Genomic DNA, 12,690 nt, shown 5'->3' with positions numbered 1-12,690 from the left:
GGCTTAGCGGTCCCGCGGCGGCGGCGCCGCCTCGGCGCGCCGGCAGAGCGCCCCGCAATGATAGGTCGCAAGCCGGGTCGCGAGTTCGGGGCTGATCGCCAACAGCGACTTCCGCACAAGGCTCTTGGCAAGGCCCTTCAGGCGCGATGAATGAAAGGCGTGCACCGGCAGGCTGTGATCATAGGTACCGAAGCCGGCAACATGGAGCCCCGCGGTCTCCAGCACGAGACGGAACGTGTCCGGCGTGTAGAAATTGATATGGCCGATGTCGAGCGTCGATTGCAGGGCCCGACGATTGGTTCGCGCATGCAGCTCGCACGGCACTTCGAGATAGATGAAATCCCGCGCCACCCGCGCAAGCTCGCGCAGGAACGCGCGCGGTTCGGGCACATGCTCGAGCACGTGGCTGGCATAGACAAGATCGAACGATCCGTCAGCGAACGGGATCGTTGCACCGTCATAGCTCGACCAGCGGAACGGGGCTGACGCGGCGCCGTCGGTCTCCAGGTTGGTTGCGGGATCGATGACGTCGATGCCGGTGAAGTCGCGGCCGATCCCGATCGCGGACAGCCGCGCCAGCACGGCGCCGGTGCCGCAACCGACCTCGAGCACATTCCCGACAGCGGCGGCGGACCCACCGAGCAAGCCGGCGATATGATCGGCCTTGTCGACCGCGCAGACGCGGCGCCAGTCGCGCTCCTGCGCCGAATAGACGCCCTCATAATGCGCGTTGTGCTGTCCGATGCTGAATTCCATCGTCATGGTCGAGCCATCGCTGCGGGCGGCATTCGGGCAGGCTCGTCGAGGCGGTCGTTCGTTTTTTGCTCCGGATTGCGTCGCTCCGTCGGCGAACGGTGGTCGAGATCGTATCCGATGTCGGCCATGGTGCGGGTCAGGATGTCGACGTTGCGTTGCGGGACAGCTGCGAGGCCGGCCAGTAGCCTGTCCCGGTGCACCCAGCCGGGCCCCTTCAGGAGATCGATCGCCTCGGTATACAATTCGGTCTTCACGAGGCGTGCGAACTCGGCCACGACCGCGTCTGAAAGATCAGGCGGCAGGGCATCGAGTATCGCGAGCGCCAAGGCGCTGCGCGTGACGACGATCCAGCCTTCATTGGGCCCGAGCCGGTAGGACATTCGCAGCAGGTCGAAATTTGCATCGTTCAAACCTTGCCTGATGTTACGGAGCCAGAACAGCACGTCCCAGAGATAAGGATCTGCCGGCGCGCAGCCGAGCGACTTGCGGACAGCCGCGTCGAGCTCGCCCAACCGCCTGTCCACGAGGTTGCCGGATGCGAATGCGTTCTCGGCGAGCCGCAGCCGGATCACCGCCGCGTCGCGATCGATCGCCGGTATGCAATCCGGTCGCGCCGAAGCGCGCGACAGCAGCGGACCGAGATCGCCGAGTTCCGCGTCGCTGACCGGCACGTTGCGCACGATCAGGTCTCTGGCGCCATCGAGCCTGGTCTGGTCGATGAACACCGGCAAGGTGGTCGCGCCCCAGGCGACCGACGAGCACGCGACCGCGGCCAAAAAGCCGCGCGCAAGCCAGATGGCGGCACGCCGGGGCATACCACCATGCGTCTCACTCGGTGTAGCCATATCGCCCATAATGCGAGTTGTAATAATAGTTCTTGCCGCCATAGCCGCTATAGCGGCTCATCGCGGCGATATCGGCCTTGTTGAGCACGACGCCGAGCAGGTTCTCGTTGACCGCACGCGCGCTGCGCAACGCCCGCTCGACGACCTGCACCTGGGTCTTGCCCCATTCCACGATGAAGACGAAGGAATCGACGAAGTGCGCGGTGATGCGGACATCGACCACCGGCGTGAGCGGCGGGAAGTCGACGATCACGTAATCATAATGGCTGCGGACCCCGTCGATGAAATCCTTCATCTGGTCAGAGGCCAGCACCTCGTGCGAATGCGCGATGCGCGACCGTGTGGCGCCCGGCAGGAAGGCAAGGCCGGTCTCGGGATCGCGCCACAGCGTGTCCTGCAATGTCGCATTGTTCGACAATACGTCCAGAATGCCGCGCTCGGCTTTGGCGGCGACCTTGCGGCTCAGCGAGGGATTGCGCAGGTCGCAATCGACCAGGAGCACGCGCGCCCCGCTCTGGGCGACCAGCTGCGCGAACACGAAGGCGAGCGTCGACTTGCCCTCGTTGGGCAGCGCCGAGGTCAAGCCAAGGATCTTCGACGGCTTGGTGACATTGAGGTCGGCATTGACCTTGATCGAGCGGATCGCTTCGGAGAATCGCGAGAATGGTGAATCAATCGCCGCCCACAGCACCGGCTCATCGCCGCGCTGGATCATGCGCGCGCCGACCGGCGGGCTAGGACGACCTGCCGCCGGCGCCTTGAGCTGGCTTGGCGAGAGGCGGGGAACGATCGCGACGCAGTCGGCGTCGAGAATGGTCTCGACCATGTCAGCGGTGCGGAATACCCGGTCATAGAGGTCGCGCAACACGCCGAGCGCGAGCCCGGCAATCAGGCCGCCGAGCGCCGAGAGCGCGAGCACGACGAAGGTCTGCGGGTGGCTCTTGCTCAGGGGACGCGAGGCACGGGTGATCACCCGCGCCTCGCTGACCGGAAACGACTGCTGCTGCACATTTTCCATGTAGCGCTGCAGAAAGTTATCATAGAGCGAGCGATAGGTCTGGGACGAGCTCTCGAGCTCGCGCAGCGTGACCTGCGCCTGATTGGTGGACTGCGACTGCGAAACCGAATCGTTCACGGCGCGCTCGATCTCGGTCTGACGCTGCAGGGCGATCGCATAGTCGCTCTTGTAGCTCTCCGCGAGCCGCTTCAATTCGTCGATGATCGACGACTGGATCTCGCGCATCTGGTTACGCAGATTGACGGCGGCCAGGTGATTGTAGCCGTAGCGCGACGACCAGTCGGCCTCGCGATTGGAAAGCTCGAGATATTGCGAGCGAAGCTTGGTGATGACCTGGTTGTTCAGGGTATCGGCAACCGTCGCATCGGGGACGCCGCCCTTCACCACCGCCTCGATGCGGTCGAGCTTGGCCTTGGCGTCGGTGACCTGCGACTTCACCTGGAGCAGCTGAGTGTTGAGCTCGCCGAGCTGCTGCTCGTTCAGCAGCTTGCCGCTGGAAGTGACGATGTTGTTGGTCTTCTTGTAGTCGAGCACGGCGCGCTCGGCCTTGGATGCCTGGGTGCGCAGCTCCTGGATGCGGTCTTGCAGCCAGACACTGGCGCGGCGGGTCGACTGATACTTGGAATCGAGCTGCTCGACGATGTAGGCGTCGGCAACCGCGTTGGCGATCTGCGCCGCGCGCTCGGGATCGAGCGAGCGGAAAGAGACCTCGATCACATAGGTCATGCCGCGCCGGCGGACGTCGAGCTGCTTCTCGAAGGTGCGGACCGCGCGCCGGGTCCGGTAGAACTCGTTGGGCGGCGCGCTGCCGGCAAACAGGCCGGACACGAAATCCAGCACCGCTCCCGCCGCGCCGGCCCTGGAGCCGATGAATTCCGGATCCTCGTTGAGCTTGAGGTCGCGGATCACCGCGAGCGCCACGTTCTCCGACTTCAGGATTTCGACCTGGCTCTCGACCGCGGAAGAATCGACCGGGAGGTCATTCACCGGCGATTGCTGCTGGGCGCCCTGGAGTTTGCGCGTGTCGATGATCATCGTGGCGAGCGCGGTATAGCTCGGCGCTGCCGTCGCCAGGTAGCAGATGCCGCCGAACAGGCAGAGCCCGGCAGTCCCCAGGATGACCCAGTATTGCCGCAGCAGATAGGTGACGAAGGCGTCGAAAGTTTCCGCCAGCGACGGCAGTTCGGCCGGACGATTTCTCAGATCGACGGGCGGCGAAATCTGGTTGCGCTGAAGCATCTCGTCCTATCGCCGCGCCGGCAGGATGCATCCTGCCCTCGCGTCCTCCAATGATCCCGGGAAGCGTTCCGTCGCCGACACCGAAGCGCGCTGCTGCTGAAAGTTCTCCATTCGCGATCGAACGCCCGCTCAGGGAGTAACTGTTGAAATCAGTGTGGTGGTGCCGGCGGTTGTACCGGTCGTATTGTTGCCCGAGCTGCTCACCGACGAGGTGAAGCGGAAGTTGCCGGTGTTGACGCTGTTGCCGTTGATGGCCTCGAGCGTGCCGCCACCCGCGCCGTTGGCGCCGAGCGCGCTGGTCTGGCCACCGGATGCACCGGCGCTGCCCGCGCCGCCGGCGCCGGTCGCAGCGGTGCCGCTGTCACCGGACGCCGCGGCAAACGCCATCACGGTGTCGAGGTCCTTGGTGTCGGCGATCGCCTGCTGAATGCGCGTCGCATAGGGCTGATTGCTGCGCACCACGATACGCGCGGCCTGGGCCAGACCGGCGGCGATCGCCGTCTTCTGGTCCTTGCTTGCCTTGGCGAGCAGAGCAACGAGCGTATCGAGCGATGTCGGATCGTTGAGGGCGAAGTCGCGCGCCCGCGAAGTCAACTCCACACCCGCGTTCGGAAACTGGGTCAGCAACTGTTCCGGGTTGGCCTTGAAATTCGTGACCGCCTGCGAGAGCTGGATCAGCCCGCCGGGCGTTTCCGCCAGCGCTGCGCCGCCGGGCGCCGCCAGCGCCAACATCGCCATTACCGCCGCCAGGCGCAGGGCGGAAAAACCGCCGGATCGCTCAAATGTGAACACTGCCATCTCCCTAACAAATACTAACAGTTCGTTAGCATAGTCAGAGTTGTCGCGCCAATTAAATACCCTCGACCGGACATGACCCGGGCCCGACGCGAAATCAACGTTAACCAGCCGTCCCGATCGTAACACCGGCGTCACGCCCGGTGCCGTGACGCCTGCCGGAACGGAAGGATTGTGACAGGCCCGCCCCAAGCAAGGCCGCGATAACTACGGCATAGCCGGTGATCTGGAGCGAGAAATCGATCATCGAATGGAGTGCGCCGGCGGTCGACGCGCAGAGCGCCGCGAGCGGCACGATCACGTCGCGACGGCGGGTCCGCACGCCATGCGCGAGCACGGCGAACGCTGCGAGCAGCGCGATCATGACGGCGCCGGCCATGAGCATTCCGCCGTCGGACGCCAGCTCGAGCCAGCTGTTATGCGCTCGGTTCCAGGTCCCGCGCAGCGAGATGTCGTCGGTGCGATACGCCGGATAGACCCATTCGAAGCTCCCGAAACCATCGCCGAGCCAGGGGTGGTCCCAGATCATCCGCAACGTCGCGCGATAGGTCGAGAACCGTCCCTCATCCGACAGGCCGATCGTGCTGAAGCGCGCGCCGACGCCGCCGCCGAGCAGTTGCAGCAGCGCCAGCGCAACCAGGCTGCCGACGCAAAGCGCCATGATCAGGCCGTAGCGGCGCGGCATCCGGTTGCGAAAGAAGATCGCGGCAGCTGCGACCGCCGCGAGCAACGAGATCCCGATGCCGCCGCGCGATCCAGCCAGAAACATCGCCAGCAGGCAAACGAGCCAGCCCAACGCATGGCCGGCGAGCCGGCGCCGCGCGTGCATGTCGAGGCGCGCCAGCAGGCGTGGCAGGCTGGGACGGCGCGACGGCCAATGCCGTTCGATCAATTCACAGCCGAACAGCATCCAGATCAGCGCACAGCAGCCATAATAGATGGCCGCCGTGTTGCGATTGACGAAGGGCGACGTCAACCATTCCAGATGCGCCTGCTTTTCATGAAGCAGGTAGATCCGGGCGGGATCGATCGCGAAGGTGATGATGCCGCTGATCGCATAGACCAGGCCGGCCGCGGCCACGGCCTGCAACAAGCCGCGCGCCAAAATGCGGTTGGCGCCGAGCACAACGCCGATCGCAAAGCTGAGCAGGCAGACGATTCCGACGCCTGCCGAATAAAACGGCTGGTTGGTTGCGATCGTCACGACCGGTGGAAGCTCGGCAGGCAGCAATTTGCCGGCCTCCGCCCACAGCGCGTTCGGGGCCACACCCAGCCAGGGCCGCACCGCCGATTGCTCGTGCAGCACCAGCATGGCGAGCGCCGTCAAGAGCGCGGTCACCGCCAGGATCGCAAGCTGGCTGCCGCGCAACGACATCGGCAACATCCCGAGCAGCACGGCGCCGAGCAGGATCGACCAGATCGCCGGCGCGACAACCCCGACCGAGCCGAGCGGCAGCGGCGCCAGCGCGACGACGGCGCAGAACAGCCACGACGACCAGCGCACGGACCACGGCAATGCCGTAGCCTCGCTTGAGCTGGAAGCTAATCGCAAATGTGTCATGAAGCCGGCCGCGCCGGCTCACGCCCGAATATCAGGGCGCAAGCTTGATCGAACTACGAAGTAAAGTTGCGTTGTAGGCGGCCACGATCGGATCGTTCACCGTTGCGGTGACGAGGCGGATTTGCTGCATGAGCTTGGCGTCCTCGACGGATGCCGCGTTCGATGCATAAAGCACGTCCTTGTTGCGCAACTGGAAACGCGTGGCCAGGAAATAGCCGGCCGGATCGCGGAAATTGATGTTGTAGACGACCGGGATGATCGGCCCTGAATATTTGCTGACGTCGACGCCAAGCTTGGCCGCCACTTCCGGCAGCTCGCCGCGATAGACGAACACCGAGGCCGGATCGGCCGAGGAATCGTTCAGGCCGCCCGCCTTGGCGACCGCTTCGGCGAGCGAGATACGCCAGGCCTCGAAATTGAACTGGCCCTGCGCACCTGACGCGCCGAAAGCGACGAAGGTCTGCGGCTCGCGGTAGACATAGATGGTGTCGCCTGGATGCGCATAAATGTTGGTCTTGGGCTCGTAGACCAGCTGGCCGAACGGCACCGTCGTCCGCTTGCCATCACGCTCCAGCATCACCCATGTATCAAAACCCTGCCCTTTCGGGCCGCCGGCGCGCGTGATCGAGTCGAGCACACGCTCGCCCGCGGCATTGGCGGGGAAGCGGTTCGGCGTATTGACCTCGCCGAGCACAGAGATCAGCGAGGTGCGCTGCTCGATCAGGGCGACCACGGCCTGCGGCTCTATCGCGCGGTTCTTCAGCGCATCGACGATCGAGCGCTGCACCTCGGTCGGCGTGCGGTTCTTGGCGCGGATCGCGCCGGCATAGGGCACCGAGATATTGCCGTCGGTATCGACGTTCTGGTTCGGCAGCGTGATGTAATTGCCGGGGCGCACGCCGGCCTCGACCGGAATGAACAGACCGCCGGCGGCGGCCTCGAAGATCGTGACGCTGACGACGTCGCCGATGCCGAAGTGGATGTCCTTTGGTGGCGGGCCCTGAATGCCTCCGGCGAGTTGCGGCGCGAACGACGCCAGCACGTTCTCGACCTGCGGCGTGATCTTGACCATCGCATAGGGCAGGCTTTCCGGATCCTTCTGCCCGGCGACGACGTCAGAACTCGTCGGACCGTTGGTCGGCATGTAATGGCAACCGCCGACCCAGCAGGCGGCCGCAAGCGATAACATTGCTCGAATGAAATTCGCACGCGACATTTAAAATGCTCCGGCCGTGCCGTAACACGCCGACTATCACAATCACAAGGTTCCGTGATATGATGCACCGCAATTGATAAATAATGTTAGCAAAGTGAGGCAAATGAGCGACACCGGCGTGTCGCCGTGAACAAGCGGTCCGCGCGACATCACTCCGGCTTTGATTTCGTGTGATGTTCCGATTATCTGTGAACGAGATGGTTTGAGTTAATCGGTTGGGAGTTCGATGGTTCGCATGAAGCCGCTGGCGATAGCATTGGGGACGGTTGTGGTTCTGCTTGGCGGATCAACCGCATTTGCTGCGGACCTAGGCATCTACAAGGCCCCGCGCGCCGTCGAGCGTGTCAGCGCCAACTGCCAGCGGCTGCAATATTGTCATGGCGATGTCTGCCAGTGGAAACGGGTCTGCTGGCACGGTTGCCCGGATCGCTATTCCTGTGCGCCGCTGTATGGCGCCTATGGGCCATATGGCGGCCGCGACTACTGGGCCGCCTACAGTTACGGCGACCTGCGCCCGTTCTGAATGTTAATCGACTAACATAACCGTGTGCCGTTCCGACGCCGGCCGGCACTGGACTGTGGAATTTGCGACGACCGGCTTAACCCCGGCTTAGGACCCTGCCCGATAATATGCGGGCGCAGGGTTTGGTTATGTTATTTGTTTTGCTTGGCAATTTGATCGGCGGCGCCGTGCTCGGGCTGCGCCAGCACTGTCTGGTGCTGGTGCCGGTGATGCTTGTCGAACTCATGCTGCTGGCCGCCGTCGGCGTGGCGCGCCTCTCGTGGTCCGAGACTGCGCTGCTGATGATCATCGCCATGGTATCGCTGCAGGGCGGATATCTCGCGAGCGCCTTCGCGCCGTTGCTCCGGTCCCGCAGCTCGACGCCGCTCATCGCCCTGCGCCGCCCTCATTGACACGGTACGACGCTGCCTTGCCTGGCGCGCCCGATTTCCATTGACCTCGCCGCGAGCCCGGGGCATCCCGCTGCCTTGCGTTCTCATCGTCCGCAGGACCTGTTTCCCAAGGATTTTCCCAAGGATTTGCCCCTCCCGTGTGGAACGTCACGGCTTTCATCTGCATCTTGATCGGGGCATCGATTCCGGTGGGTCTCATGGACGCATCGCTCGCCACCGGCGTGGTCGGCGCCGCAACGTCGCTCGGCCTGCTGGCAAGCCTCAGATCGATTCGTCCGGGTGAACTGTCTTTCCTGAAGTCCGTTGCCGGGCCCGCCGTTGCGGCAGCGCTGCTGCCGATGCTCTGGATCATCCTGCAGATGCTGCCGCTGACGTTCTGGGCGCATCCGGTGTGGAAATTCGCCGGCGATACATTGGCTGCACCGCTCAGCGGCAGCATCACGATCGATACCGGTGCAAGCCTCGGCGCGCTGCTGCTCTGGCTGTCGCTGCTCTCGGTCATGATCACCGCCGCGGCGATCGCGATCGATCCCCGCCGCGCCGACATGGTGGCCCGCAGCATTGCAGCGACGGCGGCCGTCGTAGCTCTGATCCTGGTGTTGTATAGCGATCCGATCAAAGCTTGGCTCGGCGTCGCCGACGCTGCGCGCGACGGGACAGCAAACGGATTCCTCGTCGTCGTTCTCATTGGCGTCCCGCTCGGCCTTGCGCGCGCACTCGACACCGGCCGACATATTGTTGGCGGCCGCACGGCGGCCCAGTCGACCCGACTGCGCCGGCTGCTCGCCGCCAGCGCGCTGTTTTGCGCCACCTGCGCCTGCTGGTACGGGCGGCACGGCGCCGCGATCGCAATCGCAGGGGGCATCGCGCTCGTCCTGATGACCTTCGCCGCGCGAAGACTTGCTCTGCCTCGCTGGAGCAGCGCTGCTGCTGCGGCTGCGATCGCGCTGATCGCACTGGTCACGGCGAGCGCCAACCGTCACCCCGACGTGGCGCTTGCTATCGCCTTCACCCATGCGCCGGACGAGCTCGTGCAGTCGACCCAAAATCTGCTCGCCGACCTGCCCGCGCTCGGCAGCGGCGCCGGCACCACCGCAACGCTGGCATCGACCTACATGGACTGGCAAGGCGCAACCACGCGGCCCGTGGTGGCGAACAGCGCCGCCGCCTTGATCACGCAGTTCGGTTCCGCCATGTTCTGGACTTCACTCGCGGTTACGATCGTGGGTATCGCGGCGTTCACGGCGGGTGCACGTAATCGCGGCCGCGACTGGTCCTATCCCGCGGCGGCGGCAGCCGTGTTGCTGACCCTGGCGCTCGCCGCCTTCACTTTGCCGGAATTGCCGGCGCTGCCCGGAGTGATCGTGGTGGGAGCCGTGATCGGAACAGGACTGGCACAGCGGATCAGCCGTTCACGGTTGCAGGCGGGCTAGACCACAGATGCGCAACCTCCTCCGGCGTATGGTCGGCCAGACCGGCGACCTCGAACCTGACGAGGGCGACGAGACCTGCATCTATGCCGTCGGCGATATTCACGGACACGCCGATCTGCTGCACGAGATCTGCGCGCGCATCGATACCGATATCCGCAAGTTCCGGCCGGCGCGGCCGATCCAGGTCTTCCTCGGCGACTACATCGATCGCGGACCGGATTCGCGCGATGTGATCGCGATGCTCGATCAGCGCCGCCGCACGTGCAGCATGGTCTGCCTGCTCGGCAATCACGAGGCCTGCCTGCTGGAGTTTCTCGTCAATCCCGACATGCTCGCGCAATGGCGGCAATTCGGTGGCCTGCAGACGCTGATGTCCTATGGACTGACGCCCTCGCTCAATCCCGACGCCGCGGAACGGCGGGCGCTCGCGCAACAGTTGGTTCGCCAGATGCCGCCGGCCCATCTTGCCTTCCTGCGCTCGCTGCCGATCACCTATTCCTGCGGCCGCTATTTCTTCGTGCACGCCGGCGTCAGGCCCGGGCTCGCGCTGAAGCAACAGCGCAAGGAGGACCTGCTCTGGATCCGCGACGACTTCCTGGTGTCGGAAGATGATTTCGGCAAGGTCGTGGTCCACGGCCATACGCCGGTGCACGAGGCCGAGCTGCTGCACAACCGCATCAATGTCGACACCGGCGCCTACGCGACCGGCCGCCTGACCTGCGTCAAGCTGGAGGGCGCGCGGCGAAGCCTGCTGATGACCGGCAACCGGGCGGCGCGCCATGGCTAGCGCGACGACTGATGCGCCCCGACGGCGCGTGCGGCAGCTGTCGCCGGCCTTCATGCCGGCGGCAATCCTGATCGGCGCCGCGACGCTGGCGTTGTCGGCCTGGTGGCTCGCCGCCGATGCAATGCGCGGCAAGTCTTCGCTGGCTGCCGCCCTCGGCGTTGTCAGGAGCGAGCTGTGGCTCGCCGACGGCTGGAGCAAATTGCAGACCTCGCCCGAGGCGGCCGAAGCCGCCTTCACCCGCGCACTGCGGCTCTCGCCGATGGACGCCGGCGCCTGGTTCGGCCTCGCCGCGGCGACCGGACGGTTCGACTGGCTGAATCCGACCGCATCGAAGGCGCTGAAGATGTCCTACTACACCGGGTTCAACCGCAGCGACCTGATCGCGCCGCGGCTGATCCTGCTGGCGCAGGTCGATACCACGCGCGATGTGGAGCTGGTCGATCTGCTGCAGCGGCAGATCCGCCTGATCCTCACCCGCGCGCCGGAGCTGAAGGGCGCGATCGGCCAGGCCTATCGCGTGGCGACCGATGCCAACCGGCACATCATCGAGGCGGAATTCAAGGACGCCAACCAGAGCATCCCGGAGTAAGGCGCGTCGGCACGCGAACGGCGGTCGGATGCGGGATCCGTCAAGACGCCCAGCCGTCAGACGCCCTTATGCCGCAGCACCGCGCCGACGGTGCGCAGCAGGATGCGCAGGTCGAGCACGAAGCTCCAGCTCTTGATGTAGATGAGATCGTGCGCGACCCGCAGCTGCATATCCTCGATCGCGGGCGTCGCGCCGCGCAATCCCTGCACCTGTGCGAGACCGGTGATGCCCGGCTTGACGTGCTGGCGCTGCGCATAGCTTGCGATCAGCTTCGAATATTTGTCGTCATGCGCCAGCGCATGCGGCCGCGGCCCGACCAGCGACATGTCGCCGCGCAGCACGTTCACCAGCTGCGGCAGCTCATCGATGCTGCGACGGCGCAGCGTGGCGCCGATCCCGGTCAGCCGCGGATCGTTCGCGCGAGCCTGCGTGATCACATCGCCGTCCTCGAGCACGTGCATGGAGCGGAATTTGAGGATGGTGAATTGCTTGCCGTCGAACCCGTTGCGGCGCTGCCGGAACAGGACCGGCCCCCTGGAGTCGAGCTTGATCGCAATCGCCGTCCCGATCAGAAGCGGCGCGAACAGCACCAGGAGGCCGCTCGATGCCACGATGTCGAACAGCCGCTTGCCGGCACGCTCGACCGAGGTGAGCGGCGAGCGCTGCATTTCCAGCGTCGGTATCGGGCCGGACGCCACCATCCGCAGCGCCAGGAATCGCTCCGCCGTCCGATCCGGCAGCAGCCGCACCGGCAGCGGTGACGCCCGCAGCTGATCGCACAGGAACTGGATGCGCGGTTCCTCCTGCCAGGGCATCGCCAGGGTGATCTCATCCGCGCCGCACTCCCGTGCCGCGCGGATGGCCGACGCGACGGCGGCGCGATCACCCTCGTCGTCGGACAGGCCGGACAATTGGATCCGTCGCACCTCGCTGAGGCCGAAATCGCGCAGCAGGCTCGATTGCCGCACCCGGGACAATTCGTCCGCCATCCCGACCACGATCGCGCGGCGCGTCGCCAGCATGCCGCGGTCGATCGCGCGTTGCAGCGGCGCCTGCAGCAGCATCCGTCCGGTCACCAGCCCGAGGCCGCCGATCAGGCCAAACGACATCACCGACCCGCGCGAGACGCCGGTGCCAACCTTCAGAAGGAAGATGATCAGGGTCATCAGCAGAACGACCAGCAGCCACCCGCCGAGCAGACTGCTCCAGCGCCGGTCGAGACCGGCCAGCACCTGTGCATTGTAGAGGCCCTGCGACTTCGCCACGAACATGTGAAGGATGGCGGCGAGGACCCCGATCCCTAGAAAACCCTCGAAGCTGTTGCTATAAACCGTGTGGTAGTAAAACAGGTGATAGGCCGCGCCGCCGATGATGCTGGACAGCACGACGATGATCATCTCGAAGACGACAGCAAACGCTTCGAGCGAGCCAAAAGCGAACGAGAAGGCGCCGAAGCTAACCGGTACCTTCGCTATTCGAGCGTCCGAAAGGTCGGTCATCGGGAATTAACATTCGTGTTAACAATTCACATGTGTA

The 12,690-nt window shown here is 65.0% G+C and carries 12 protein-coding genes; 5 read left to right on the top strand and 7 right to left on the bottom strand.

Annotation, left to right across the window (positions count from 1 at the left end; all coding sequences use genetic code 11):
- Positions 1-3: 3 nt before the first annotated feature.
- The 6 genes from ACE103_RS14560 to ACE103_RS14535 form a co-directional block, all read right to left on the bottom strand.
- Positions 4-762: a class I SAM-dependent methyltransferase gene (locus ACE103_RS14560; protein ID WP_375779973.1), complete on the bottom strand. Its 759-nt coding sequence runs from the start codon at positions 760-762 to the stop codon at positions 4-6.
- Positions 759-1,571 carry a hypothetical protein gene (locus ACE103_RS14555; protein ID WP_375779972.1) on the bottom strand — a complete coding sequence of 271 codons (813 nt, stop codon included), beginning with the start codon at positions 1,569-1,571 and terminating at the stop codon, positions 759-761. The genes ACE103_RS14560 and ACE103_RS14555 overlap by 4 nt, the downstream gene beginning before the upstream one ends.
- Positions 1,572-1,584: 13 nt before the next feature.
- A complete protein-coding gene (locus tag ACE103_RS14550; RefSeq protein ID WP_375779971.1) occupies positions 1,585-3,858 on the bottom strand; it encodes a polysaccharide biosynthesis tyrosine autokinase in 2,274 nt (757 codons plus the stop codon).
- 129 nt (positions 3,859-3,987) lie between these two features.
- Positions 3,988-4,650: a hypothetical protein gene (locus tag ACE103_RS14545; RefSeq protein WP_375779970.1), complete on the bottom strand. Its 663-nt coding sequence runs from the start codon at positions 4,648-4,650 to the stop codon at positions 3,988-3,990.
- Positions 4,651-4,756: 106 nt separating this feature from the next.
- A complete protein-coding gene (locus tag ACE103_RS14540; protein ID WP_375779969.1) occupies positions 4,757-6,169 on the bottom strand; it encodes an O-antigen ligase family protein in 1,413 nt (470 codons plus the stop codon).
- Positions 6,170-6,245: 76 nt separating this feature from the next.
- Positions 6,246-7,358: a polysaccharide biosynthesis/export family protein gene (locus tag ACE103_RS14535; RefSeq protein ID WP_375779968.1), complete on the bottom strand. Its 1,113-nt coding sequence runs from the start codon at positions 7,356-7,358 to the stop codon at positions 6,246-6,248.
- Between the two features lie 298 nt (positions 7,359-7,656).
- On the opposite strand from ACE103_RS14535, the gene ACE103_RS14530 reads away from it, so the two are divergent.
- The 5 genes from ACE103_RS14530 (at position 7,657) to ACE103_RS14510 (ending at position 11,154) form a co-directional block, all read left to right on the top strand.
- Positions 7,657-7,953 (top strand): hypothetical protein, encoded by a 297-nt coding sequence (locus ACE103_RS14530; protein WP_375779967.1) that lies wholly within the window; start codon positions 7,657-7,659, stop codon positions 7,951-7,953.
- A 107-nt stretch (positions 7,954-8,060) separates the two neighbouring features.
- Positions 8,061-8,345: a hypothetical protein gene (locus ACE103_RS14525; RefSeq protein ID WP_375779966.1), complete on the top strand. Its 285-nt coding sequence runs from the start codon at positions 8,061-8,063 to the stop codon at positions 8,343-8,345.
- Between the two features lie 197 nt (positions 8,346-8,542).
- Positions 8,543-9,778, top strand: coding sequence for a hypothetical protein (locus ACE103_RS14520; protein ID WP_375779965.1), 1,236 nt, complete (start codon positions 8,543-8,545; stop codon positions 9,776-9,778).
- Between the two features lie 7 nt (positions 9,779-9,785).
- Entirely contained in the window at positions 9,786-10,565 is a 780-nt protein-coding gene (locus ACE103_RS14515) for a metallophosphoesterase family protein (RefSeq protein ID WP_375779964.1), read from the top strand.
- A complete protein-coding gene (locus ACE103_RS14510) occupies positions 10,558-11,154 on the top strand; it encodes a hypothetical protein (RefSeq protein ID WP_223968312.1) in 597 nt (198 codons plus the stop codon). Before ACE103_RS14515 ends, ACE103_RS14510 begins: the two co-directional genes overlap by 8 nt.
- A gap of 56 nt (positions 11,155-11,210) precedes the next feature.
- Here the strand turns inward: ACE103_RS14510 and ACE103_RS14505 are convergent, their stop codons facing one another.
- Positions 11,211-12,653, bottom strand: a complete 1,443-nt coding sequence (locus ACE103_RS14505) for an undecaprenyl-phosphate glucose phosphotransferase (protein ID WP_375779963.1) — start codon at positions 12,651-12,653, stop codon at positions 11,211-11,213.
- Between the last annotated feature and the right edge of the window lie 37 nt (positions 12,654-12,690).

It is taken from the genome of Bradyrhizobium sp. ma5, assembly GCF_042258955.1.
In the GTDB taxonomy this organism is placed as follows: Bacteria; Pseudomonadota; Alphaproteobacteria; order Rhizobiales; family Xanthobacteraceae; genus Bradyrhizobium.
Note: the sequence above shows the minus strand (reverse complement) of the source record. Positions and strands in the feature narration are given on the sequence as shown.

What these genes read in the sequence shown, in the direction of transcription:
- ACE103_RS14550 (WP_375779971.1), bottom strand. Translation starts at nt 3,858, where the DNA reads ATGCTTCAGCGCAACCAGATTTCGCCGCCCGTCGATCTGAGAAATCGT.
- ACE103_RS14530 (WP_375779967.1), top strand. Translation starts at nt 7,657, where the DNA reads ATGGTTCGCATGAAGCCGCTGGCGATAGCATTGGGGACGGTTGTGGTT.
- ACE103_RS14535 (WP_375779968.1), bottom strand. Translation starts at nt 7,358, where the DNA reads ATGCCGACCAACGGTCCGACGAGTTCTGACGTCGTCGCCGGGCAGAAG.
- ACE103_RS14560 (WP_375779973.1), bottom strand. Translation starts at nt 762, where the DNA reads ATGACGATGGAATTCAGCATCGGACAGCACAACGCGCATTATGAGGGC.
- ACE103_RS14510 (WP_223968312.1), top strand. Translation starts at nt 10,558, where the DNA reads ATGGCTAGCGCGACGACTGATGCGCCCCGACGGCGCGTGCGGCAGCTG.
- ACE103_RS14525 (WP_375779966.1), top strand. Translation starts at nt 8,061, where the DNA reads ATGCGGGCGCAGGGTTTGGTTATGTTATTTGTTTTGCTTGGCAATTTG.
- ACE103_RS14555 (WP_375779972.1), bottom strand. Translation starts at nt 1,571, where the DNA reads ATGCCCCGGCGTGCCGCCATCTGGCTTGCGCGCGGCTTTTTGGCCGCG.
- ACE103_RS14505 (WP_375779963.1), bottom strand. Translation starts at nt 12,653, where the DNA reads ATGACCGACCTTTCGGACGCTCGAATAGCGAAGGTACCGGTTAGCTTC.
- ACE103_RS14515 (WP_375779964.1), top strand. Translation starts at nt 9,786, where the DNA reads ATGCGCAACCTCCTCCGGCGTATGGTCGGCCAGACCGGCGACCTCGAA.
- ACE103_RS14520 (WP_375779965.1), top strand. Translation starts at nt 8,543, where the DNA reads ATGGACGCATCGCTCGCCACCGGCGTGGTCGGCGCCGCAACGTCGCTC.